This window comes from Akkermansia sp. RCC_12PD, assembly GCF_036417355.1.
GTDB lineage: Bacteria > Verrucomicrobiota > Verrucomicrobiia > Verrucomicrobiales > Akkermansiaceae > Akkermansia.
The window spans coordinates 2,404,477-2,427,392 of the sequence record NZ_CP143889.1 but is presented as its reverse complement, the minus strand read 5'-3'; the positions used below and the strand labels follow the sequence as shown (position 1 = coordinate 2,427,392).

Here is a 22,916-nt window from a genome sequence, read left to right as displayed (position 1 = left end):
GCCTCCTCATCAGTAAAGTTCCTTCACCTCCACCCCGTGATTGTGGAACCGGTTCATGATGCTTTCCATTTCCTCCGCGCTCATGATGTGCAGAGGGAGCCACAGCACGAGTTTTTTGCCGAACAGGAAGAGAAGAGCCTGGCGCGTCCTGCAAAGCGTCGTAAAGCGGTCATAGGGAATGTTCAGGGGGTCCACGCCTTCACTGGAAAAAGTCAGGTAGTCTTCATGGAAAACGTAGTCTTTTTCCTGATAATACAGCGGCACCTTCTTGTTGGCGGTCAGTGCGGCCTTCGCCAGAAAGGGGACGTAAAACCAGGACAGAATGATCGCCGCCAGGGCCCCGGCCAGGGAAAACCACGCGAACGGAGGCAGCGGACGCAGGGAAAAGGAATACAGGGTCATCAGCACAAAAAAGCCGGTAATCGTCAGATCCAGCGGCTTTTTCCATTTGGGGCGCACCGCATTATACCACATCACCAGCACCTGGATGGCCAGTTTGTCGGACGGCACGGGCTTGACGAGTTTGATTACCTCCGAATCCTGCATACGGCGGCAGGGTAGCTTCATTTCCGGAGAAGAGAAAGCCCAAAACACGCCGTTTCATGACGAAACCGCCCCAAAAGCCTCCCGGAACCCGCCGGGCGCGGCGCGTTTTTCCCGTGCCAGGACACCAGACGCCTTCCTTCCCCGTCCGCAGGCCAGAATTTCCTTGATAATCATGGTTCCCCTCCTAGAATGAAAAGCCAAAAGCCTTTAGCAGACCCGGTGGCAAACAATCTTCAAATTCACGTACGCACACTCCAGCCCGACACAACACAGGAACAGGCTCTGGAAACCCTGGTGGATTCCATGGCGGAAGTCCTTGATGAAAGACAGTCCAGGCATATCAAGAATGCCGTGCTCCTGCGTGAAGAAACGCAAACCACCTATCTGGACCACGGGCTGGCGGTGCCGCACGGCCGCACTACGGCTCTGGATTCCATGTATGTCTCCGTAGGTATCAGCCCGGAAGGCATCCGCTGGCCGGACGGCGCCCAGACGGCCCACCTGATTGTCATGCTGGGCGTCCCTACTGTCATGGTCACCGGTTACCTGACCACCATGCAGAAGCTGCTGCGCTGGCATAAAAACGCCCCGCTGGGCCCCAGGGGGGAATGGACGGGAGATGAAGCCACCCTGCTGTCATCCCTTCAACAAGCCCTGCAATGACGAACGAGGAAGACCAGACCGCAGGCAAGACGCATATGTCTTGGTCCTGGCTCCGTATGGCGCTGAACCTGCGGGAGAAAATCAAGCTGGGAGACAAGCAGGTCATCTTCATCTGGGCGGCCCTTGTCGGCGCCCTGGGCGCCCTGACCGCCCTTCTTTTCGAAATGGGTGTGGAACTGGTGCAGGACCTGCTGACGGGCCGCCACGGTTACAGGCAAATACAGGCTTTCCAGGAAATGGCTTCCCAGGACTGGGCCTGGTGTATTTTCGTTCCTGCGGCGGGTGGCCTGCTGGCCGGCCTGACCCTCCTGTTCACGCAGCGCTTTGTACCGGCCAAAGCCACGGAATACATGGAAGCCGTGGCCTTGGGCAATGGCTACGTGCCGCCCAAACCCAGCCTTCTGCGCTCTCTTTCCGCCGTCTTTTCCATCGGTTCCGGGGCCTCCATAGGCCGTGAAGGCCCGCTGGTGCAGTCCGCCGCCGTGGTGGGATCCGCCCTGGGCCGCTTCTTTCACCTTTCCGCACCGCGCCTGAGGCTGGTGGTGGCCTGCGCCGCCGCCTCCGGGATGTCCGCCGCCTTCCACACGCCGCTGGCCGGCGGCCTGTTCGTCAGCGAGATTGTTCTGGGAGCGCTGACCATTGACTTCCTGGCCCCCCTCCTGGTCGCCAGTTGTGCGGGTTACTTCACGATGGGGCTTTTCCATGAACCGGCCCCCATCTACCAGCTCCAGCAGGAAGTCTCCCTGACAGGCAACCAGCACGTGCTCTGGTGCGTCCTGCTGGGGTGCCTGGCCTCCCTGCTGGCCAGCCTCTGGCTGCTGGTCCTGAAGAAATCCCGCCAATACCTGAACGGCAAAAGGCACTGGCTGCCCGTGCGCCTGATGGCCGCCGGCATGCTGGTAGGCGTCATCGCCATCTTCTACCCGGAAATCGTAGGCAACGGGAAGAACATCATCACGGCTCTGATCCACTACGAGTTCGACACGACAAAGGCGTCCATCCTGCTGGCCCTGAAAATCTGCACCGTTGCCATCGTCTTCGGCGTCGGTACCGTGGGGGGGGCCCTGACGCCCAGCCTGACCATCGGCAGCGTCTTCGGCTTCCTGTTCAGCGCGGCGCTCACGCAAATGGGCGTGCCGGGGGAACACGCCATTGCCTATTCCCTGGTGGGCATGGCCGCCTTCTTCACCACGGCGGCCAACGCCCCTATCACGTCCCTGGTGCTGGTGGTGGAATTCACGATGGCCGGCCAGATGATGTTCCCCCTCATCATCGGCGTTCTGGTTTCCTACGGTACGGCGCGGCTGACCAAGGCCCAGTCCATGTACCATGACTCCCTGGCCTTCGGCCCCAGGAGCACCTTTGACAAGCCGCTCGCCCAAGTACAGCTTCAGGACGTGGCGCGCAAAGATCCGCCCGTGGTGCATCCGCTGGACAAATTCGGAACTATCGCCGCCATGCTCATCAAGAATCCCGCGCATCCCATCTTCGTCACCTCCCCCGCCGGAAAATACCTGGGCAGCGTGGAAGCGGAAGACGTGGCGGCCTTCGCCCGCAACAAGGAGCTGGCCCAGGCCGTTCTTGCGATGGACGTGCTGCGCAACGACATGCCCACCCTCCCCGCGGACATGCACCTGCCGGAAGCCCTGGGCATTTTCTCCCGCCCCCATTGCGGAGAATCCCTGGCCCTGGTGAATCCGGACAACGACCATCTTCTGGGCGTCGTCAACAAGACGGACCTTTACCTGGTGCTCTCCGAGATCATGCGGAGAGAGAAACTGCAATAAGGCTCCGTTTTTCTGGATAGATGCCGCAGTCACCAATGGCCAGCACGTTCAACCTGCCCTTGACGACAACAGGGTGAAACAAGGAAAATCATTTTCCTTGTTTCCGTTTAAATTTGCATTCCGGAAGAGGAAAATGTAGAGGGAAGAATAATTCATTAAGCGGTATGGATGTTCGTTTGTTCCATCCATTTCTCGTTAACGCCAAGAAGACGGGAAAGACTTTAACTAACCACCCTTTCCCATCCATGAAATCCGTCGTTCCATTGATTTTAGCATTGAGCGTTTCCATCTGCGAAGCTTCGCCTACAGAAAACCCCGTTCCGTGGGTTGAAAAAAAGGCGCATACGGCCAAGGAGGGACAATTGTTTTCCACCCGTTGCCTGACTCCAGAATCTTCTTTCTATATAAGTTATTCCGTTTACCCCAAATATGATTCCGGAGGCGAATCCAACAAAAAGGAGTTTGCGCAAGGTTTCTACGCCTACCGTCCTCCCGAACGCATTGTGAGGGAAATGAAAACTTTTTCCAATCACGACCGGACACCATATGCCAAAACGGGGCGTTACGTCGTCATGGATTCCGACAGTCCGTGCTATCAGATAGCCATGAACATGGCTATGGCGAACCGGTTCGGGCATCCATATTCTTTTCTTGATCAAAAAAAGACAGAAAAATTGTTCAATGGAACGGCCCAAAAGGGGTCCGTTTCTGCCTGGTGACTGCCACGGAAAATCCGGAAGGCTGGATTGTCGCCATAGGAGGCATCCCCCGTGCAAACGCTTCCGACAGTGCGGAAGTCGGAGCGTGGTGGATTTGTCCCGCCATAGGAGAATGCAAACGGATCAATTCATTGGACTGGTCTATATCTTCTGATGATTTATCAAGTGCGGAATGGTTGGACTGCGATAGGATTGTCAATATCGGGTGGAGCCGATGGAGTGGCCGCCTTTCCGTCCTAAATACCAGGACGGGCAAAACGGAATATGAAACCAGAGTGGGACTGGAAGAAACGCGTGGTGACAAACTCATTGTTGGCAATGAAATCTGGATGACGGAGGGAGAGCATGTTTCCGCGAGAGTGTATCCGGCACCGCTGGAGGATCCCGAATCTCCCCTGAAGGTTTCCTTGGAATCTTATGAAGGAGGGGGCCCTTTCAGTTTCTCATTCGGCCTGCGCCTGACATTGACAAACAGAAGCAGCAAAGAAATTACCCTGCCCAGGGAATGGGGCAAAAACGCTCTTTTCCGCTTCGTTTGGAAAGAGGAGGATGGAACAGAAAAAACGGAGCAGTTGATGGTGCTGGACCGCTATATTCATGGAACCGATGCCGCCCGCGTCTTGAAATCCGGTAAAAGCATCACGACGTCATCTATGTACGAGATTAATGACGTTCGTATTTTTCCGAAACATGAAAACTTTGAACTTAGCGTAACCGTATCTCCGGTAATGGAAAGGGGAAAACCGGGAAACGGCAGATGGACGAGTGCATTGGTGAATATCGGTAATCCCGCCGGAAAAGCCTACGGACATTATTACCAAGCCATTGAAGAGGGGAAGAAACTCGTCAAGCTCTTGAGAGCGCCTGAAAAGGGGATCGGCAACAGGACGGTCCATGTAGAGAGAGGCACGCCTGTGACCGCTTCGTGGACGGGAAAACCGGAAAAGGGAATTCTGTCCATGGTCTTTTCCGACCCAGCGAGGGGAGCAATGTGGACGTTCCAGTTTCCCGGAGGTTTCAATTGGGTTGATATGGGAAAGGTCTTGAAGAACTTCCAATCGTAGGACCGTCATGATTCCGGCAGGAAATACAGCGAGGGGAAACCTCTCTTCTCAGAAAAATGCCTTCGTTTAAAATGCAATTTTACATCCTCTTGCCTCGCAACCGGGGTCAGGTTAAAAATAACAACAAACTTGAATTTTTACCTCCATCCGGTACGCTTCCGGCATTATGAGCCGTACGCTGAGAATAGAGTACCCCGGAGCGGTTTACCACGTACAGAGTGAAGGCAACCGCGGAGACGCCATCTATCTGGATGATGAAGACAGGAAGACGTTTCTGCGGACATTCCAAGAGGCCGCCAGAAGATGCGGCTGGACCGTCTATGCATACGCGCTGATGGCTAACCATTACCATCTTCTCTTCCAGACTTCCAGGGCCAATCTAGTGGACGGCATGAAATGGTTGCAAACCGCCTATACCCAGCGTTTCAATGCGCGCCACCGCATGCGCGGCCACCTCTTTGCGGGCCGCTACCACGCGATGGTGGTGGAGGCGGACAATGCCCACTACTTTTCCACCATCATCGACTACATCCACCTGAACCCCGCGCGTTCCGGGCTGGCGCGCCACCATACCTTTCTGTCCGGCTGCAAGTGGACCAGCCTTCCGGCGTGGCTGGATGCCCCTGCCAAACGCCCCAAATGGATTCATCCGGAGCGCGGTCTCGTATGCTTCGGCTGCACGGACACGGAAGAAGGCCGCCAAAAATATCTTAACCACCTGATGGGCCGTTTTGAAGCGGAACGCATGGACGAACGCTCCCTGATTCCGGTAGGGCACGTGGGTCCGGGAACCGTCCAGCGCGGCTGGTGCTACGGGTCCAGCTCCTTCCGTGCCAAACTGGTGAGCGAACTTCCCAGGCTGGCGCGCAGAAAACCCGTTACGACAGGTGTCCGGGCCTCAGAAATAGGGGAATATCAGGCGGAAATCATTGTCAAAAACGGGTTGAAGGCTTTCGGTCTGTCAGAAGAAGAACTGCTCACTACACCCTACAGCCACCCTTCCAAACTCGTCATTGCGCTGGCCGTGCGGCAAAGCACCATGGTTCCCTACGCATGGATCAGCAACCGCCTGCACATGGGCATCCCAAAATCCATGGGAACCCTGCTTCACCGGGCCAGGAAAATGGCGGAAACGGACCTGAAAACCAGAGCCTGGATCGAACGGCTGACGACCTGATCAGGAAACCGTTCATGCGGCAGGAAACAGCAGAAACGAACAACCGCAGTCTTTTTCAGACGAAAATGTCGGACCAAGATCAATAATGAACTGTATTTTAATGGAAAAAGAGAGATGGAATACCGGCAGGCAAACAAGGATGATCTGAAAAATTTCATAGATATCCGCATGGAATCTGCCTCGTCCATGGGAAAATTTCCAACATGAATCGCTTCCGGGAATAAACGGAAACCTACCTAAGGGAGCATCCAGGGAAAAATGATTTATCGATCTTTATTGCTGCAGACACGGGACGGATCATCGCCACCTGCATGGCTTGCATTTTCATAACGGCACCTCTTCCCGCCCGCCCCTCCGGAAAAAAATGCAGGGCTGCTTAATGTCTCTACTCTAAAGGCCAATCGCAGGAAAGGGAATACCGCAAAATTACGGTAGCTGACTTTGGCGGGCCTCAGAAGGCAAGATGTCCGGAAATTCATCTCAATCACATGGAAGATGAATATTCATTATATAAAAACTTGGTTTTGAAACAAGCGATCGCTACATCCTGTTAAGGCTATAAAACCGCCTCCTCCACCCGGTTCTTTCATGGCGGATTGAAAAATTCAGACGGGAAGAACACGCGGCTGACCGATTCTCGTCCGGTCCGGAAGAAATCCCGGCAAAGTCTTCCGCTTCCCATGACAACCAAGTGGCATGAAACCTTCCATCAAGGGGTCAGATTAAAAATCACAACATGGAAAGATATTTTCCATTTTCCTGCTGACCCCTTCTATTCATCAAAGAAAAAAATGATTGCTAGCCAGTGTTGCGGAATGATAAACGGAAGGCGCACACGCGGAACCAGCCGCGCACGCAGCGTTAACCCAAATACAATACAGAGAGATGGCACAGACATATTCCCAGCGCGTACTCGACTTGGTCAGATCCAAGAACAGTCACGAAAAAGAATTCATCCAGGCTGTTCAGGAAGTGCTCAGCACGATCGAACCGGTCCTGGCCGCGAATTCCAAGTACGAAGATCACGCGATTCTGGAACGGATCGTTGAACCGGAAAGAACCATCCTGTTCCGCGTGCCGTGGATCGACGACCAGGGCAAGGTTCAGGTAAATCGCGGATACCGCGTGGAATTCAACAGCGCCATCGGACCGTACAAGGGCGGCCTCCGCTTCCATCCCAGCGTGAATCTGGGCATCCTCAAATTCCTGGGCTTTGAACAGGTTTTCAAAAACTCCCTCACCACTCTGCCCATGGGCGGCGGCAAGGGCGGCTCTGACTTCGACCCCAAAGGCAAGAGCGATAATGAAGTGATGCGCTTCTGCCAGAGCTTCATGACGGAGCTTCAGCGCCATATCGGTGCGGATACGGACGTTCCCGCCGGGGACATCGGCGTAGGCGGCCGCGAAATCGGCTACCTTTTCGGACAGTACAAGAGAATCCGCAATGAATTCACCGGCGTGCTCACTGGCAAGAGCCTGAACTGGGGTGGTTCCCTGATCCGTCCGGAAGCGACCGGCTACGGCTGCGTCTACTTCGCCCAGAACATGCTTGCCACCCGCAACGAGGACCTGCAGGGCAAGGTGTGCCTGGTGTCCGGCTCCGGCAACGTGGCGCAATACACCGTTGAAAAGCTCAATGAACTGGGAGCCAAGCCCGTCACCATGTCCGACTCCAACGGGTACATCTACGATCCCGACGGCATCTCTCCGGAAAAGCTGGCCTGGGTCATGGATCTCAAGAACGCACGCCGCGGCCGCATCTCAGAATACGTGAAACAGTTCCCCAAGGCACAGTACTTTGAAGGACAGCGTCCCTGGAGCGTTCCGTGCGACTGCGCCTTCCCCTCCGCCACGCAAAATGAAATCAACGGAGAAGACGCCCGCACCCTGATCAAGAACGGCTGCACCCTGGTTGCCGAAGGAGCCAACATGCCTACGGACTTGGAAGGCATTGAAACCTACCTGGCCGCCAAGATCCTGTATGGTCCGGCCAAGGCGGCGAACGCCGGCGGCGTAGCCACCTCCGGCCTGGAAATGTCCCAGAACAGCCAACGCCTTTCCTGGACGCGCGAAGAAGTGGACCACAAGCTCAAGAGCATCATGGCCAACATTCACGCCAACGCTCTGGCCCACGCCAGGGAATACTCCTCTGACAAATCCTTCACCAACTACGTCACCGGCGCCAACATTGCCGGCTTTGTCAAGGTGGCTGACTCCATGATCGACCAGGGAGTGGTCTGATCCGGAAACATTATACTTTCCGCTATAGCAAAACACACTGGAAAGCGCCGGGTCCGCCCGGCGCTTTCTTATTCCCGGGAACAGGACTCCGCGCCACGGAAACGCAACAGCCGTAATGGACTGACTACCCTCATGAATCATTCCGGACCGCAAGGTATCTCAATCTCCACCACAACCAGCCCCTGCCCTGCCAACAATGCAAAAATCCTGAAAAAATCAGATCTGATTCTCTCCGCATACGGCGGCAACTGCTTCCCCAAGAACGCAGTAATTCATTCCGAAACTGCGTGGTCGGACACCTTGAGAAGCTTTTAAACCGCGTCCGGAATCTTTTTCATGGCCGCTTCAAAACATATCCGCCTTCTGTCCGCAACTCTTCAAAAGTCTTCCATATCTTCCGTTGGAATTCTTGCCGTTTGCAGAAACTTTCATGGACAATTCCCCTTGTAGCGTACTCACCCGGTTTTCCGTCTCCATCCGGCACCCTCCACTAAAAAGCCTTTCCTCATCCAGATCACTCAACGCAGGAATGGGAAAACCGGAACTCTGCCGCATTAGTCGGCACTCGTTCCTTCCCTCATTCAGTCTCTCTTCAAACACATGACGGAACTGCCCGGGATATGAACCTGTTTTCCGGATTCTTCCCCGTTCCGCCAAGGTCTGTTAAGACAAACTCAATAACGCAATCTGCTCCATATCTTCAACGAAACCCCGTGCCGGCTAGTCGTTCCCATAAGGGCCGGTGCCTGGCAACAGCCCGACGCCTCCCGATTCTCAACCCGGAATAAACCAATGAATAATACGACTCAACCAGGGACTGCCACAACCAGTCCCGCTGCTCCGAACAATGCCCCGGCGGTAAAATCCGCCATCCGGATGGGGGTATTCACCCTCGCCATGATTAACGTTTCCGCTATTGTCAGCCTCCGAGGCATGCCGGCGGAAAGTACGTACGGACTCAGTTCCGTGTTTTATTACATTTTTGCTGCGGTCTTCTTTTTGGTTCCCGTCTCCCTGGTAGCTGCGGAACTCACCACCGGCTGGCCCCAGAAAGGCGGCGTTTACCGGTGGGTGGGTGAAGCCTTCGGCAAGAAATGGGGCTTCCTGGCCATCTGGCTTCAATGGATTGAAAGTACCATCTGGTTCCCGACTGTGCTTACTTTCGCGGCCGTATCCCTGGCATTCATGGGACCCAACCAGCGCTGGGACGAAGCCCTGGCCGCCAATAAATGGTACATACTGATCATCGTGCTGTGCGTGTACTGGGCCGCTACGCTGCTCAACCTGCGCGGCATGAGGACTTCCGCCGGGGTCACCAAATGGGGAACCATGATCGGCACCATCATTCCTGGCGCCATTCTGATTCTGCTGGGCCTCAGCTACTGGGCCGGAGGCAACCCCATCCTGCTGGACATGAGCTGGGACAAACTGGTGCCGGACATGACCAACTTCAACAACCTGGTTCTGGCAGCCAGCATCTTCCTGTTCTACGCAGGGATGGAAATGTCTGCCGTACACGTCAAGGACGTAAACGATCCCGGCCGCAACTATCCGCTGGCCATTCTGATTTCCGCCATCATCACGGTGGTCATCTTCGTTCTGGGCACGCTGGCCATCGGCTTCATCATTCCCAATTCCCAGATCAACCTGGTGCAAAGCCTGCTGATCTCCTATGACAACTACTTCAGCTTCTTTGGCCTGGGCTGGATGAACTGGATTATGGCGCTGGCGCTGGCTGTGGGCGTTCTGGCCCAGGTGACCGCGTGGGTAGGAGGTCCTTCCAAGGGTCTTTACCAGGTGGGCCTGGCCGGCAACCTGCCGCCCGTCATGCAGAAGCGGAACAAGAATAATGTGCAGGAAGGTATTCTGATCATTCAGGGCTGCATCGTCACGCTGCTTTCCATCATGTTCGTGATCATGCCATCCGTTCAGTCCGCCTACCAGATCATCTCCCAGCTCACCATCATCCTGTACCTCATCATGTACATGCTGATGTTCGCCTCCGGCATTTATCTCCGCTACAGGGAACCCAACACTCCCCGCACCTTCCGCATTCCCGGCGGTAAAACCTTCGGCATGTGGGTGGTGGGCGGCCTCGGCTTCCTGGCCAGCCTGGCGGCCTTCCTGGTCAGTTTCATCCCGCCGAACCAGATCACGGTGGGCAGCAACGCCATGTACATCATTCTGCTGGTTGTGGGCGCATTCATCTTCGCAGGCATACCATTCGTGATCCATGCCATGGCCAAGCCCTCTTGGAAACGCCCCGTGGACCCGGAAGACGCCTTTGAACCCTTCGGCTGGGAAAAAACGAATCCAAACCGCTAGGCATCACAACCAATCCGAGATACTCTCATGGACAACATTCCTTCCAAAGAACAAATACAAACGGCGCTGGACAATGCCTACGCCTTTGCAAAAACCGTCCAGGGCGGCAAAAACGCTTCGTATATCCCTGCCCTGGCACAGGTCCCATCCGATCTGCTGGCCATCGCCGCCGTCACCGTCAACGGAGACGTACTGACGGCAGGGTCCGCGGACACGCCCTTCGCCATTGAATCCATCTCCAAAGCCTTCAACCTGGCTTATGTGATGGACCTGGTCGGCATGAAACAGCTGAGGACAAAAATCGGGGCGGATCCTACCGGGGAACCGTTCAACTCCGTCATGGCCATTGAACTGCACGGTGGCAAACCGCTCAATCCGCTGGTCAATGCCGGAGCCATGGCTACCGTCAGCCTGGTCAACGGCGCGGACGCGGATGAAATCTGGGCAAACATGATGAATAATTTCAACAGTTTCGCCAACACGGCCCTGACGGTCAACCAGGAAATATACAAATCGGAAAGCGCCACCAACCAGCACAACCGCGGCATCGCGTGGCTGCTGGACAGCTACGGCTACTTCTACAACACGCCGCCGATGATCGTGGACCTGTACACCCGCATGTGCTCCCTCAACATCACCACAGCCCAGCTTGCCTTGATGGGCTCCTGCTACGCCAACGGAGGCATCAACCCGGTCAGCAAGAAACGGGTGGTGAAAGAAGAAAACGTTCCGCCCATTTTGGCGGAAATGTGCATGTCCGGTCTCTATGACTCCACCGGAGACTGGATGTACAAGGCAGGGCTGCCCGCCAAATCCGGCGTGGGAGGCGGCCTGGTGGCCGTATCCCCCGGCAAGATGGCGCTGGCAGCCTTCTCTCCCCCCTTGGACCCGGCAGGAAACACTGTCAGGGGGCAGGCGGCACTTCAATCCATCATCAAGGAATTGAATTTGAACCTTTTCCGGAGTTGATTCCGGGATGAGAAGGTAAACCCGCGGAGCCAAGATCCGAAAGGATTCCCGCGGGTTTACTGTATCCCGGCATCTAGTCCTTTTCCGGGGGCTTATTCCTTTTTTACGGCTTTTAACCAAAGGTCCGATTTGGATCCGGAATCAACCTTCAATTAAAAAAGAGCGGGGTAGCACAACGGCAACGTCTCTCATCCCATACTCGCTGCTTACGGAAAAGAAATTATTCCTACTTCCTTTATTAACAATATAATAAGAAAATTAAGGATAATCTTCTCAGTATTTGTATTGTTCGAGATTTTACGAGGTTCAAAATTCTTTCAAAATAAAAAGCTTGTATCTATATTACTGAACAGGGGAAATTCAATAATTCACCTGAACAGGGAACAGGGAACAGGGAACAGGGAACAGGGAACAGGGAACAGGGAACAGGGAACAGGGAACAGGGAACAGGGAACAGGGAACAGGGAACAGGGAACAGGGAACAGGGAACAGGGAAAAGCCGGGTTACCCCCGCCAGGAAAACCTTCCGGCTTCCAAAACCGCAGAAAACGTTCTTCTGCGGTTTTTTCATTTTCCAGGGCCGTCTTTTTCTTCCATCCGCCCGTCAAACCATCAAAGAACTTGCCACTAGGCAGTTTTCCCTTAGAGTTCCTGCGGTATGTTTGACGCTCTGCAAAATGCTTTCTTCCAAACCGGAGACATGCTCACCTCCTGGCTGTCCGCCTTCAGTTCCTTTCTGTGGGGCTGGCCTCTGCTCATTCTGCTGCTGGGCACGCATCTGTACCTGACCGTCATTCTGCGTTTTCCGCAACGCTATCTGCTCAAGGCCCTGAAACTGTACTTTGTGAAAGACCACACGGACAAGGGGGATATCTCCCCATTCAGTTCTCTGATGGTGGCCCTGGCGGCCAACATCGGAGCGGGCAACATCATCGGTGTGGGAGTGGCTATTGCCGCAGGGGGACCCGGCTCCATCTTCTGGTGCTGGCTGACGGGGGTGCTTGGCATGGCCACGCGCTACTCGGAAGGGCTGCTCGCCATCAAGTACCGTGTGGAAAACAAGGACGGCAACATGAGCGGCGGCCCGATGTTCGTACTGGAACGCGGCATGAAATGCAAATGGCTGGGCGTGCTCTTCGCCGTCTTCACGGCCATTGCCGCCTTTGGCATCGGCAACCTGACTCAGGGAAATGCCGCCGCGGAACAGCTCTATCATGCCTTCTCCATTCCTGCATGGGGCACGGCCACTGTCCTGACGGCGCTGACCGCCCTGGTCATGCTGGGCGGCATTCAGGGAATAGCCCGCGTGTGCGCCTTTTTCGTTCCGTTCATGGCCGTCTTGTACATTTTTGGCTGCGTGTATATTCTGATCGTCCAGGCGGACCATATCCTTCCCGCCATTCAGTGCATTCTGGACTGCGCTTTTACGGGAGAAGCCGCTGCGGGCGGCGTCGTGGGTGCCGCCGTCATGACCGCCATGAGAACCGGCGTGGCCCGGGGACTGTTTTCCAATGAAGCTGGACTGGGTTCCGCCGCCATAGCCTCCGCTGCGGCCCAGAACCGCAACCCCGTCCGGCAAGCGCTCATTTCCTCCAGCGGCCCATTCTGGGATACGGTGGTCATTTGCGCCCTGACGGGCATCGTGCTCACCACCAGCATCATTGCCCATCCGGACATTTCATGCAGCGACGGCTCCCGCCTTACCACCCTGGCATTCAGCAAAATCCCCTACATGGGCTCTCCCCTGCTGACGCTCAGCCTGGTCACCTTCGTTGTATCCACCATTCTCGGGTGGTCCTACTTTGGAGAAAAAGCCCTGGAATATCTGGGCGGCCTGAAACTGGTCAAGCCCTACCGCTTCATCTGGGTGGTTGCCGTCTTTACGGGCTGCATCTCAAAAATAGACCTGGTCTGGGTCTTTGCAGACTGTGCCAACGGCCTGATGGCCCTGCCCAACCTAATTTCACTGCTGGCCCTTTCCGGAGTGCTTGTCCAGCAAACGCAGTACTACCTCTGGCAACACAGGCTGGATGAATATGACGAATCCCACGTTCCGGAAGGCAAATAGCATAATTTTTTACTTCATGATCAAATAATCCTTGCCTTTGGAACAGTGATGGTGTTTACTTCGCCGCGCAGTCCCTGCAAACCTAAAAGTCGCGTTCGTCTAGCGGTCTAGGACTCCCGCCTTTCACGCGGGCAACACGGGTTCGAGTCCCGTACGCGATGCCAGCTTTACCGCCGCAGCAGTTACGATGCTTCCGCCCCTCCTTACTTAGGGAAGGCATATTGGAAAGACGTAATAGCTGCGGTTTTCTTTTGGTCTGGCGATGCCGGAATACGGAAAGCGCAGCCGGGACAGCCGGGAGGGGTATCCCCTTCCTTTTCAAATACCGGAACATGTCTTACATCCCCCGGATTTGACTTCCAGAAAGCCCTGTTATCTTTTAGAATTTTTCACACGCAAACGCCATGGATTACACACCCCTCATTGAAAAACGCCGCCAGCGCCTGGAAGAATTGGAAACAGTCATTGCAGAACCGGATTTTTTCAACGACCAGAAGAGGGCCTCTGAAACCATGAGGGAGCACCGCCGCCTGAAGGAACTGATGGACACGTGGGATACCCTGAACGCCACGGAACAGCAGCTGGCTGACAACCAGGAGCTGGCCAAGACGGATGATCCGGAACTGGCGGAGCTGGCCTCCCTGGAGATTCCGGAACTGGAAGCAGCGCTGGAAAAATTGCGCAGTGACGTCCAGTACAGCCTTCTCCCCCGTGACACGACGGAGGACCGGGACGCCATTATTGAAATCCGCGCCGGTACGGGCGGGGATGAAGCCTCCCTGTTCGCCGGGGACCTGCTCCGGATGTACCAGCGCTTTGCGGAAGAACGCGGCTGGCGTTTTGAACATCTGGAAAGCAGCCCTTCCGACGTAGGCGGCTTCAAGGAAGTCGTCTGCCGCATTGCCGGGGATGAAGTCTTCCGCTTCCTGAAGTATGAAGGGGGCGTGCACCGTGTGCAGCGCGTCCCCGCTACAGAAACGCAGGGGCGCATTCACACCTCCACCGCTACCGTGGCCGTGATGCCGGAAGCGGAGGAAGTGGACATTGAAATCCGCCCGGAGGACCTCCGCATTGAAGTGTGCCGTTCCGGAGGCGCAGGCGGCCAGCACGTGAACAAGACGGAATCTGCCGTGCAGATCTGGCACATTCCCACGGGCGTTTACGTCCGGTGCGAGGAAGAACGCAGCCAGATGAAGAACCGCGAAAAGGGCATGAAAATCCTGCGTGCCAAGCTATTTGAAGCCAAAAAGCGAGAGGAGGCGGAAAAGTACTCTGCCGCGCGTCGAAGCCTGATCGGTTCCGGAGGACGTGAAGAAAAAATCAGAACATACAATTTCCCGCAGAACCGCCTGACGGACCACCGCATCGGCTACACCTCCCACAATCTGGACGGTATCCTGATGGGCCAGATGGAGGACCTGATCATGGCCCTACAGCATGAAGAAATGCAAGAACGCCTGGCGGAAGCCGGCATGTCCTAACCCTCCTTCTCACCTTTTCATGAAAACCTTACTGGAAGTTTTGCAGTCCGGCACGGAATACCTGGCACGCCAGGGCTGTGACGAGGCACGCGCCACCATGCAGCACCTGATGGCCCACGTTCTGCACTGCAACCGCACGACCCTCTATTCCCAGTTTGACAGACCGGTTGAGGAAGAGGAACTGGTGCCCCTCCGCCAGCTTTTGAAGCGCAAGGCCGCAGGAGAACCGCTACAGCATCTGCTGGGAACCACGGAATTTTTCCGCCGGGAGTTCCTGACGGATGCTCGTGCCCTGATCCCCCGGCCGGAAACGGAAGAACTGGTGGAAATGGTCCTGAACAGGATACCTGCCCATCCCGTCCGTATCCTGGACATGGGTACCGGGTCCGGAATCATCGGCATCACGCTGGCCCTGGAATTGAAGGACCGCGCACGGGAAGTCGTTCTGGCGGACATTTCCCCCAAGGCGCTGGATCTGGCCCTGGAAAACGCCATGAGGCTGGGAGCCAGGGTTTCCACCATTCAGACGGACCTGTTTGAAAACCTGCCTGCCACTCCGGCCGACGAAGAATGGCAGCCTGCGGAAAAACCGGAGCAGAATATGGAAGAAACCGTGGAACAGCTCCGGACCATGCAGGAAGCCCGCTTTGATGTCATTGTTGCCAACCTGCCCTATATCGCGGACGGGGAACAACTTGCCCCGGAAGTGATGAGAGACCCGCATACAGCCCTGTTCGGCGGCCCCCAGGGGTGGGAAATTATTGAACGCTTTCTTTCCCAGGCCCGCGAGCACCTGACGGAAAACGGATTCGTGGCCCTGGAGATAGGCCATGACCAGGCTGCTGCCGTTATCCGGATCATGGACGGCTACAATCACGTGGAAGTGCTGAAGGATATGAGCGGCATTTCCCGTTTTCCCTTCGCCTATCATTAATCCCTGCCCTTTTTCATCCCATGCTGGCGGCACGCATCCTGGTTGACGGTCAAAGCGATCTGGTGCTGGACTACGGCATTCCTCCGGAAGCCGGAAACGTCCGGCCCGGATGCCGCGTGCAGATCCCCCTGCGCAACAGAATGGCTACGGGGACCGTTCTCACCCTTTCCGAACCGGATCCGGCGTGGCGGGACAAGCTCAAGCCGATTCTCAAGCTGATCGACCCGGAACCGCTGGTTTCTCCGGTGATGATGGATCTGGCCGCATGGGCGGCCGACTATTATTCCGTAGCCCTGGACCAGATGATCCGCTGCCTGTTGCCGGAAACGGTCCGGCAGGAAAACACGGCGGAGAAAATCCGGAAAATGGTTCATCTGGAAAAACAGGCCACCCGGGAAGAACTGGACACACTGTACCGCAAGGCTCCCCGCCAGGCTCAAATGCTGGATTATTTTTCGACGGTAGAACATAAGGCGGCGCCTCTGTCGGAATTCGGACCCGGCGCCCTGAATGTCGCCCGCGGCCTGGCAGGCAAAGGTTTCATTACCCTGCGGGAAGAACCTGTCCACCGGGACCCTACGACCGGAGAGCAATTCGCCCCCAGCCAGTCCATGAAGCTGAACCCCCAGCAGGAAAAAGCTCTGGAAGCCGTCACGGCCATGTGCCGGGAGGAAACCAAAAAACCGGTGCTTCTTCAGGGCGTTACCGGCTCAGGCAAGACGGAAGTTTATCTCCAGGCGGTCTCCCAAATCGTGAAGGAGGGAAAATCCGCCCTGATCATGGTTCCGGAAATCTCTCTGACGCCCCAAACCGTCCAGCGTTTCAAGTCCCGCTTTGCTGACATGCCTTCCTCCGTGGCCGTACTGCACAGCCTGCTCTCCGACGGAGAGCGCTTTGATGAATGGCACGCCATCCGGTCCGGAAAGGCGCGCATCGTCGTCGGTCCGCGCTCCGCCGTCTTCGCACCTCTCCAGAACCTGGGCTTGATTATTGTGGATGAAGAGCATGATGCCTCCTACAAACAGGAAAGCTCGCCCCGCTACCACGGCCGGGACCTGGCGGTCCTGCGCGCCCATCTGGAAGGCTGCGCCGTCGTTCTGGGTTCCGCCACACCGTCCCTGGAAAGCATCCACAATGCCCAGACCGGGAAATATGCCCTGGCCAGGCTGACGGAACGTGCGGACGGCCAGCAGCTCCCGCTGATCCGCATTCTGGACATGAAAACGGAGGGTAAAAATAAAGCCGGCCCCAATGTGCTTTCGGAACGCCTCAGAATGTCCATCGACCGTCGGCTGGACAGAGGCGAACAAGTAATCCTGCTGCTCAACCGCCGCGGATTCGCTCGTTCCATCCAGTGTCCGGACTGCGGGCACGTCATCACGTGCATGCACTGTTCCCTTCCCCTCACCTACCACCGCACGGAAGACCGCCTGATGTGTCATTTGTGCGGCTTCAAGTCCCTGGTGCCCAGAGCCTGTCCGGAATGCAAATCCGCCAACATTCTTCTCCAGGGCTACGGTACCCAGAAAGTGGAGGAAATCCTGCGCCGCGCCTTTCCCGCGGCACGCATCACGCGCGTGGACGCAGACGTGGCGCGGAGGAAAAACGCCGTCAGGGACATCCTGAACCAGTTCCGGGCCCGTAAAATAGACATTCTGCTGGGAACCCAGATGATCGCCAAAGGCCTGGATTTTCCGGGCGTCACACTGGTGGGTGTGCTCAATGCGGACTTGGGCCTTTACATTCCCGACCCGCGGGCAGGCGAACGCACCTTCCAGCTCCTGACGCAGGTGGCGGGCCGCGCAGGCCGCGGAGACCTGTCCGGGGAAGTCATTATCCAGACGTTCACCCCGCAATCCCCCTCCCTGCAATATGCACGGCATCATGATACGGACGGCTACGCGGCTCAGGAACTGGAAATGCGCCGAGCCTTCGATCTTCCGCCCTTCACCCACATCGCCGTGCTGACGATCCGCTCCCAGCATGAAAACATGGCGGAATTCGCCACCCGGACCCTGGGAGCCAGGCTCCGCGGAATGCTGCCGCCAGACACGACGATGACGGATCCCATGCCCGCTCCCATTCCCCGTGCCCACGGCCAGTTCAGGTACCAGATCACGGTCAAGGGTCCTTCCGCGCGCGCTATCTCGCGCACACTCAGAAAGCTGGTGCAGGAAGCCGGGCTAGGAGACGATCTGACGGCCGTCATTGACGTGGACGCCATGTCATTCATGTAAGCTGTCTTGCCAAAACAGGGGGGTGGGACTAGGATTTCCGCACAACGCAACTTACTATTATGCTACTTCATTTCTATAAAATGACGGGCGCCGGCAATGACTTTGTCATGGTGGACAACCGCGACGAAAGCCTCTCTTCCGTGCTGGACAAGGAAACCATAGAAGCCCTGTGTGACCGCCGCTTCGGCATCGGCGCGGACGGCCTGATTGCCGTGGAGTCCTCCCAGGGAAAAGGCGGTGCGGTGCGCATGCGCTATTACAATTCCGACGGCGGAGAAGCAGAAATGTGCGGCAACGGAGCGCGCTGTTTCGGCAATTTTGCCGCAGCCCTGCTCCGCCATGACCGGACCAAGCCCCTTCCCTTCGAAACCATGGCGGGCATCGTCACCGCCTCCTTCAGGGAGGACGGCAATGTCACCGTCAACCTGACGGAACCGCATTCCCTCCAGCTTTTTGTGCTGAATGCAGACCACGTCGTCGGAACGGACGTCCATTTCCTGAACACCGGCGTCCCCCATGCCGTGGCTTTCCTGGACAGTCTGGAAGACGCAGACATCGTCAACATGGGAGCCTACCTGCGCTACCATGACTCTTTCTCCCCCAAGGGCACCAACGCCAACTTCGCAGAAGTGCTGTCTTCCCGCCACATCGCCATACGTACCTATGAACGGGGAGTGGAGGACGAAACACTTGCCTGCGGCACCGGAATGACTGCGAGCGCTCTGGTTCACGCCGTACTGACGGACGCACCTTCCCCCATCAAAGTGGACGTAGCCGGGGGAGATACGCTGGAAGTCGGCTTCACACGCACGGGAGACCACTTCACCAACGTCACCCTTACCGGGCCGGCAGACCTTGTCTTTGAAGGGGACATTGAAATCTGAACCACCTGCATTCAGAAAAACGGGCAGAGACAGAAGCAAACGTACCGCCTATTTCTTCAGCAAAACGCATTCAGCCCTCTTGTAGCCTCCATAGCCATTGCAGAATGCCTTGTACACGGCAGGACCCATGTTCGTTTCACAATAATACTTCACAGTAATGCCGTCGCTTCCCTGCTCCATGCCCAGAAAACGGGAGGACAGTAGCAGCAAGTTGTTCCGGTAGTTCCACATGGCCATATCCCGATTCATTTCCTCTTTGATTCTTTCACAGAGGTAATCCTGAGGCGGCGGGAACAAAAGGGCGCACACGACGCCAATCATGCAAATGCCCGGAATCACGCCCAGAGCCAGTACGGCATTGCACTTCCTCAAAAAAGGCACGTGGGATTGAAACTTCCTTCTTATGATGAATAGGATGAAATATCCCGTGAGCAGCATGATGGAAAAACTGGCATTCACATACTCGAACGCCAGACTCATGACACCCAGGGCGATAAATCCCACGCCTTTCCATTTACTTTTCCCGGAAGGAAGACAGGTACACAAAAAACACATACACGGTATAACCCAACAGGCAAAGCAAAGGCACCAGCATTCCCTTGAACATGCACTCTACCATGCAGTCCCACGGATATTCCCTGCTTGGGCAGCATGCCTCTTCAAAAAACGTGCAGATCATGCTCAGAAGAACCAATGCGCCAAGAAGTAAATACTTTGTTTTTCTGGAATCGTTTAAAAACCATAATAAAACAATGCTGAACGGGAGCAAATAATAGCCCATCCCTACAAAAACTGTAGACAGCAAAGGAATATGAGGAAGAAAATTCATAGGCAATAATTATTTGAAATTAGTTAGTTGCAATATGTGAGAGCCATGCAACGGCAGTAATAATAATTGGAAACAAAATAAATTCAAACAAACGTTTTCAAAAAATAGATAAAAATCCCTTCTCATTTTTCCAAAAGCATTCAACTCCATTCAGGAGCTTGACAAAGCAATCTCCCGACATAGAAATTCATGGCATGATGAAACCACCGCTTCTGTTCACAGCCTCTGCCATGACAGTCTTTCCTCTCCTTTCCCAATGCACCCACAAGCCGCTCCTGCCGGATTACGAGCCTCTCTGCGCTCACACGACACCCGGAACGCGCCGGGCACAATCTCTCCTCTCCGCCCGGAACACAAAAGTGTACCGGGTCGGCCCCAGAGGAGGAATTTACCATGTCAACGAGCATAATGAAAAAGTTTACCTAAAAACCCCGCCAACACAATAAAACATCATTCCCCACTGTCATGGTTTTCCAAACGGGAAACAAATATTTATCCCAATGAAACAGCAATTTTCATCTTTGGAAGATTTTTCTCTAAAAACCCTCGTCAAACTTATTTTCTTCTTGCCAAAATGAATATGCGCGGGTAATGTTTGCCGCACCACAGCACTACATGGTGTCGGTAGTTCAATGGTAGAGCCCCAGATTGTGATTCTGGTAGTTGCGGGTTCGAGCCCCGTCCGACACCCCATCCCTTTCCTAAAAAAGAGCACTTCCGGTGCTCTTTTTTACTTCATCCCCTCTCCGTTCGCATGCGCAACCCCGAATTCGTCAAAGCTGCCTTCTCCGCCATTGCAACGCGTTATGTAGCCACCAACCATGTCTTGAGCATGGGGGTGGACCTGCTGTGGCGGCAGCGTGTCGTTCAGCTGGTCTCGGAATGGAAGCCGGAACGCCTGCTGGATCTGGCCACCGGCACGGGCGACCTGGCCCTGGCCATCCTGCGCGCCATGCCGGAAATACGCCTGACGGGGTCCGACTTCTGCCAGCCCATGCTGGATGTAGCCGCTGAACGGGGACTGACGAATCTGGTTTGTGCGGATGCCATGAACCTTCCCTTCCCCTCCGCTTCCTACGACGCCGTCACCGTAGCCTTCGGGCTGCGCAACATGGCCAGCTATCCGGACGCCCTGAAAGAAATGGGACGCATGCTGCGCCCCGGAGGGCACCTGCTCATCCTGGACTTTTCCCTGCCTGAAAACCTGCTGAAGCGTCCTTACCGTTTTTACCTGCACCGCATCCTTCCGCTCATCGCCGGATGGATGACCGGCCACCGGGAGGCCTACGACTACCTGGCCGACAGCATTGAAGCGTTCCCCAGCGGAGAAGATATGAAAAACCTGCTCCGGAACTGCGGGTACACCAATATCACGGCGGAACCCCTCAACGGAGGCATCGCCAGCATTTACACGGCCCAGAAATGAGTGCGGGAGACGCAAGAGAAGGCATCATCCGCGGCCGGGCTTCCCGTGCGCGGCTGGGCGGCAAACTGGCCGGGCTTTCACTGCCCCGGCAGATAGCCGTCATTGCCTTCTGGCCTTTTCTGGAACAGCTCCTCAGCTTCTTCGTCACCTCGTCGGACCTTTTCATCGCCACCAAGATAGGGGTAGACGCCCAGGACACCATCAACATCTCCGACGGCATGGGAGCCGTCGTCTTCCTGATGTGGTTCGGCTTTGTGATCCAGGGTTCCATCATGATGGGAGCCACAGCCATCGTCTCCCGCATGACGGGGGCCAGGGACTACTCCCAGGCCCAGCACGGGCTGCACCAGGCCGCCATGCTCGGCCTGCTCGCCGGGATCATCTCCTGCGGGCTGCTCTTTGCATGCAGCGGATTCCTGGTCACCCACGTGCTGACCATGAATGAAGCCGCGCGGGAATACGCCCTGCAATACGTGTACGTAGCCGCATTCGCGGCCCCCTTCAGCGGCGTGGTCTTTGCCGTCAACGCGGCGCTTCGCGGTTCCGGGGATACCCGGCTGCCCTTCTGGATCATGATGAACGTGGGCGTCCTCAATGTTATCTTCAGCGTCCTCTTCGTCTTTGCGGACGCCCCGCTGGGCGGCTGGCGCATCGGCGGCATCGCGGCGGGAACGGTCTGCGGCTACGGTATCAGCATGTGCCTGCTTCTCTTCATCATGATGCGGCGCAGGAAAAAAATCTTCGCGGAACATCCCGGCCTGTCCCTGGAAGAACTGGTCAGGGAAAAGGGGGAACACTATGCGCCGCCTCTGTACCTCTCCTTCTCCCATCTCCGGCCGGACATGGGCATGCAGAAGCGCATCCTGAAAATCGGTCTCCCGCAAGCGGTGGAAGTCTTCGGCATGTGGGGAATCCAGATGTTCTGCCTCTCCATCATCAGCGAGCTTCCCATCACGGGCGTGCTCGGCGTCCACAACATCGCCGTGCGCATTGAATCCCTCAGCTTCCTGCCCGGCTTCGCCATCGGCATGGCGGCCTCCACGCTTGTGGGGCAATACCTGGGCGCCAGGAATGCGCTGATGGCCCGCATCACCATCTGGAAATGCATGCGGTACGCCATCATCTTCATGACGGGCCTGGGAGTGCTCTTCTGCATCTTCCCCTCCCTCTTCATGCAGATATTCTCCAATGGAAACATGACCCTCATTGATACCGGAATTCCCGTGCTGCGCACCATGCTGCTGGTGGAGCCCTTCTTCGCTGCCTGCATCGTGATGAAAATGTCCCTGCGCGGCGCTGGAGACACGCGGAGAGTCATGTTCATCTCCTACGGCATCATGGGCTTCTTCCGGGTGGGCTGCACCTGGGCCTGGTTCAAGCTGGCGCCGGAAACCATGACCCTGTGGGGCATCTGGATGCTCTTCGCCTTTGAAATGGCCGTGCAATCCGTAATTCTCTATAAAATTGTCAAAGGACGGAGCTGGACGAAACTGCAAGTGTAACCTCCTGTGCCCCTTTCTGCGTCCGTCCTTGCGACAGGAAAACGGGCCTGAAGGGAAAACACCA

Annotated in this window: 19 protein-coding genes and 2 tRNA genes; 18 read left to right on the top strand and 3 right to left on the bottom strand. The window is 56.0% G+C overall.

Annotation, left to right across the window (positions count from 1 at the left end):
* Window positions 1–9 precede the first annotated feature (9 nt).
* Window positions 10–546 carry a hypothetical protein gene (locus V3C20_RS10315; protein WP_149873371.1) on the bottom strand — a complete coding sequence of 179 codons (537 nt, stop codon included), beginning with the start codon at window positions 544–546 and terminating at the stop codon, window positions 10–12.
* Between the two features lie 189 nt (window positions 547–735).
* Between V3C20_RS10315 and V3C20_RS10310 the strand changes: the two genes are divergently transcribed.
* The 15 genes from V3C20_RS10310 (at window position 736) to dapF (ending at window position 19,095) form a co-directional block, all read left to right on the top strand.
* Complete coding sequence (locus tag V3C20_RS10310; RefSeq protein WP_130083760.1) at window positions 736–1,209, top strand: PTS sugar transporter subunit IIA; 474 nt, start codon at window positions 736–738, stop codon at window positions 1,207–1,209.
* Complete coding sequence (locus V3C20_RS10305) at window positions 1,206–2,996, top strand: chloride channel protein (RefSeq protein ID WP_130083761.1); 1,791 nt, start codon at window positions 1,206–1,208, stop codon at window positions 2,994–2,996. Before V3C20_RS10310 ends, V3C20_RS10305 begins: the two co-directional genes overlap by 4 nt.
* 113 nt (window positions 2,997–3,109) lie before the next feature.
* Window positions 3,110–3,715, top strand: coding sequence for a hypothetical protein (locus V3C20_RS10300; RefSeq protein WP_149873372.1), 606 nt, complete (start codon window positions 3,110–3,112; stop codon window positions 3,713–3,715).
* A 275-nt stretch (window positions 3,716–3,990) separates the two neighbouring features.
* The gene (locus V3C20_RS10295; RefSeq protein ID WP_130083763.1) at window positions 3,991–4,779 is read left to right on the top strand and encodes a hypothetical protein; all 789 of its coding nucleotides are present in this window, start codon (window positions 3,991–3,993) and stop codon (window positions 4,777–4,779) included.
* A gap of 166 nt (window positions 4,780–4,945) precedes the next feature.
* Entirely contained in the window at window positions 4,946–5,956 is a 1,011-nt protein-coding gene (locus tag V3C20_RS10290; RefSeq protein WP_130083764.1) for a transposase, read from the top strand.
* An 885-nt stretch (window positions 5,957–6,841) separates the two neighbouring features.
* Window positions 6,842–8,197, top strand: a complete 1,356-nt coding sequence (gdhA, locus tag V3C20_RS10285) for an NADP-specific glutamate dehydrogenase (protein WP_130083765.1) — start codon at window positions 6,842–6,844, stop codon at window positions 8,195–8,197.
* An 876-nt stretch (window positions 8,198–9,073) separates the two neighbouring features.
* The gene (gadC, locus tag V3C20_RS10280) at window positions 9,074–10,522 is read left to right on the top strand and encodes a putative glutamine/gamma-aminobutyrate antiporter GadC (protein ID WP_130083883.1); all 1,449 of its coding nucleotides are present in this window, start codon (window positions 9,074–9,076) and stop codon (window positions 10,520–10,522) included.
* 27 nt (window positions 10,523–10,549) lie between these two features.
* On the top strand, window positions 10,550–11,491 hold the full coding sequence (gene glsA, locus V3C20_RS10275; RefSeq protein ID WP_130083766.1) for a glutaminase A: 942 nt from the start codon (window positions 10,550–10,552) through the stop codon (window positions 11,489–11,491).
* 285 nt (window positions 11,492–11,776) lie between these two features.
* Window positions 11,777–12,157, top strand: a complete 381-nt coding sequence (locus tag V3C20_RS10270; RefSeq protein ID WP_330935372.1) for a hypothetical protein — start codon at window positions 11,777–11,779, stop codon at window positions 12,155–12,157.
* Window positions 12,150–13,559 (top strand): alanine/glycine:cation symporter family protein, encoded by a 1,410-nt coding sequence (locus V3C20_RS10265; RefSeq protein ID WP_130083767.1) that lies wholly within the window; start codon window positions 12,150–12,152, stop codon window positions 13,557–13,559. Before V3C20_RS10270 ends, V3C20_RS10265 begins: the two co-directional genes overlap by 8 nt.
* A gap of 88 nt (window positions 13,560–13,647) precedes the next feature.
* Window positions 13,648–13,723 (top strand) — tRNA-Glu (locus V3C20_RS10260).
* A gap of 240 nt (window positions 13,724–13,963) precedes the next feature.
* A complete protein-coding gene (gene prfA / locus V3C20_RS10255; RefSeq protein WP_130083768.1) occupies window positions 13,964–15,040 on the top strand; it encodes a peptide chain release factor 1 in 1,077 nt (358 codons plus the stop codon).
* Window positions 15,041–15,059: 19 nt separating this feature from the next.
* A complete protein-coding gene (gene prmC / locus V3C20_RS10250) occupies window positions 15,060–15,974 on the top strand; it encodes a peptide chain release factor N(5)-glutamine methyltransferase (protein ID WP_161981282.1) in 915 nt (304 codons plus the stop codon).
* 20 nt (window positions 15,975–15,994) lie between these two features.
* Entirely contained in the window at window positions 15,995–18,211 is a 2,217-nt protein-coding gene (gene priA / locus V3C20_RS10245) for a primosomal protein N' (protein WP_130083770.1), read from the top strand.
* A 59-nt stretch (window positions 18,212–18,270) separates the two neighbouring features.
* Window positions 18,271–19,095 carry a diaminopimelate epimerase gene (dapF, locus tag V3C20_RS10240; RefSeq protein WP_130083771.1) on the top strand — a complete coding sequence of 275 codons (825 nt, stop codon included), beginning with the start codon at window positions 18,271–18,273 and terminating at the stop codon, window positions 19,093–19,095.
* 48 nt (window positions 19,096–19,143) lie between these two features.
* On the opposite strand, the gene V3C20_RS10235 is transcribed toward dapF, so the two are convergent.
* Window positions 19,144–19,599, bottom strand: coding sequence for a hypothetical protein (locus V3C20_RS10235; protein WP_330935371.1), 456 nt, complete (start codon window positions 19,597–19,599; stop codon window positions 19,144–19,146).
* Window positions 19,600–19,609: 10 nt separating this feature from the next.
* Entirely contained in the window at window positions 19,610–19,774 is a 165-nt protein-coding gene (locus tag V3C20_RS10230) for a hypothetical protein (RefSeq protein ID WP_330935370.1), read from the bottom strand.
* A gap of 768 nt (window positions 19,775–20,542) precedes the next feature.
* Between V3C20_RS10230 and V3C20_RS10225 the strand changes: the two genes are divergently transcribed.
* The 3 genes from V3C20_RS10225 (at window position 20,543) to V3C20_RS10215 (ending at window position 22,852) form a co-directional block, all read left to right on the top strand.
* A tRNA-His gene (locus V3C20_RS10225) sits at window positions 20,543–20,617 on the top strand.
* 61 nt (window positions 20,618–20,678) lie between these two features.
* Complete coding sequence (locus V3C20_RS10220; protein ID WP_130083773.1) at window positions 20,679–21,350, top strand: ubiquinone/menaquinone biosynthesis methyltransferase; 672 nt, start codon at window positions 20,679–20,681, stop codon at window positions 21,348–21,350.
* Window positions 21,347–22,852, top strand: coding sequence for an MATE family efflux transporter (locus tag V3C20_RS10215; protein ID WP_130083774.1), 1,506 nt, complete (start codon window positions 21,347–21,349; stop codon window positions 22,850–22,852). Before V3C20_RS10220 ends, V3C20_RS10215 begins: the two co-directional genes overlap by 4 nt.
* Window positions 22,853–22,916 lie beyond the last annotated feature (64 nt).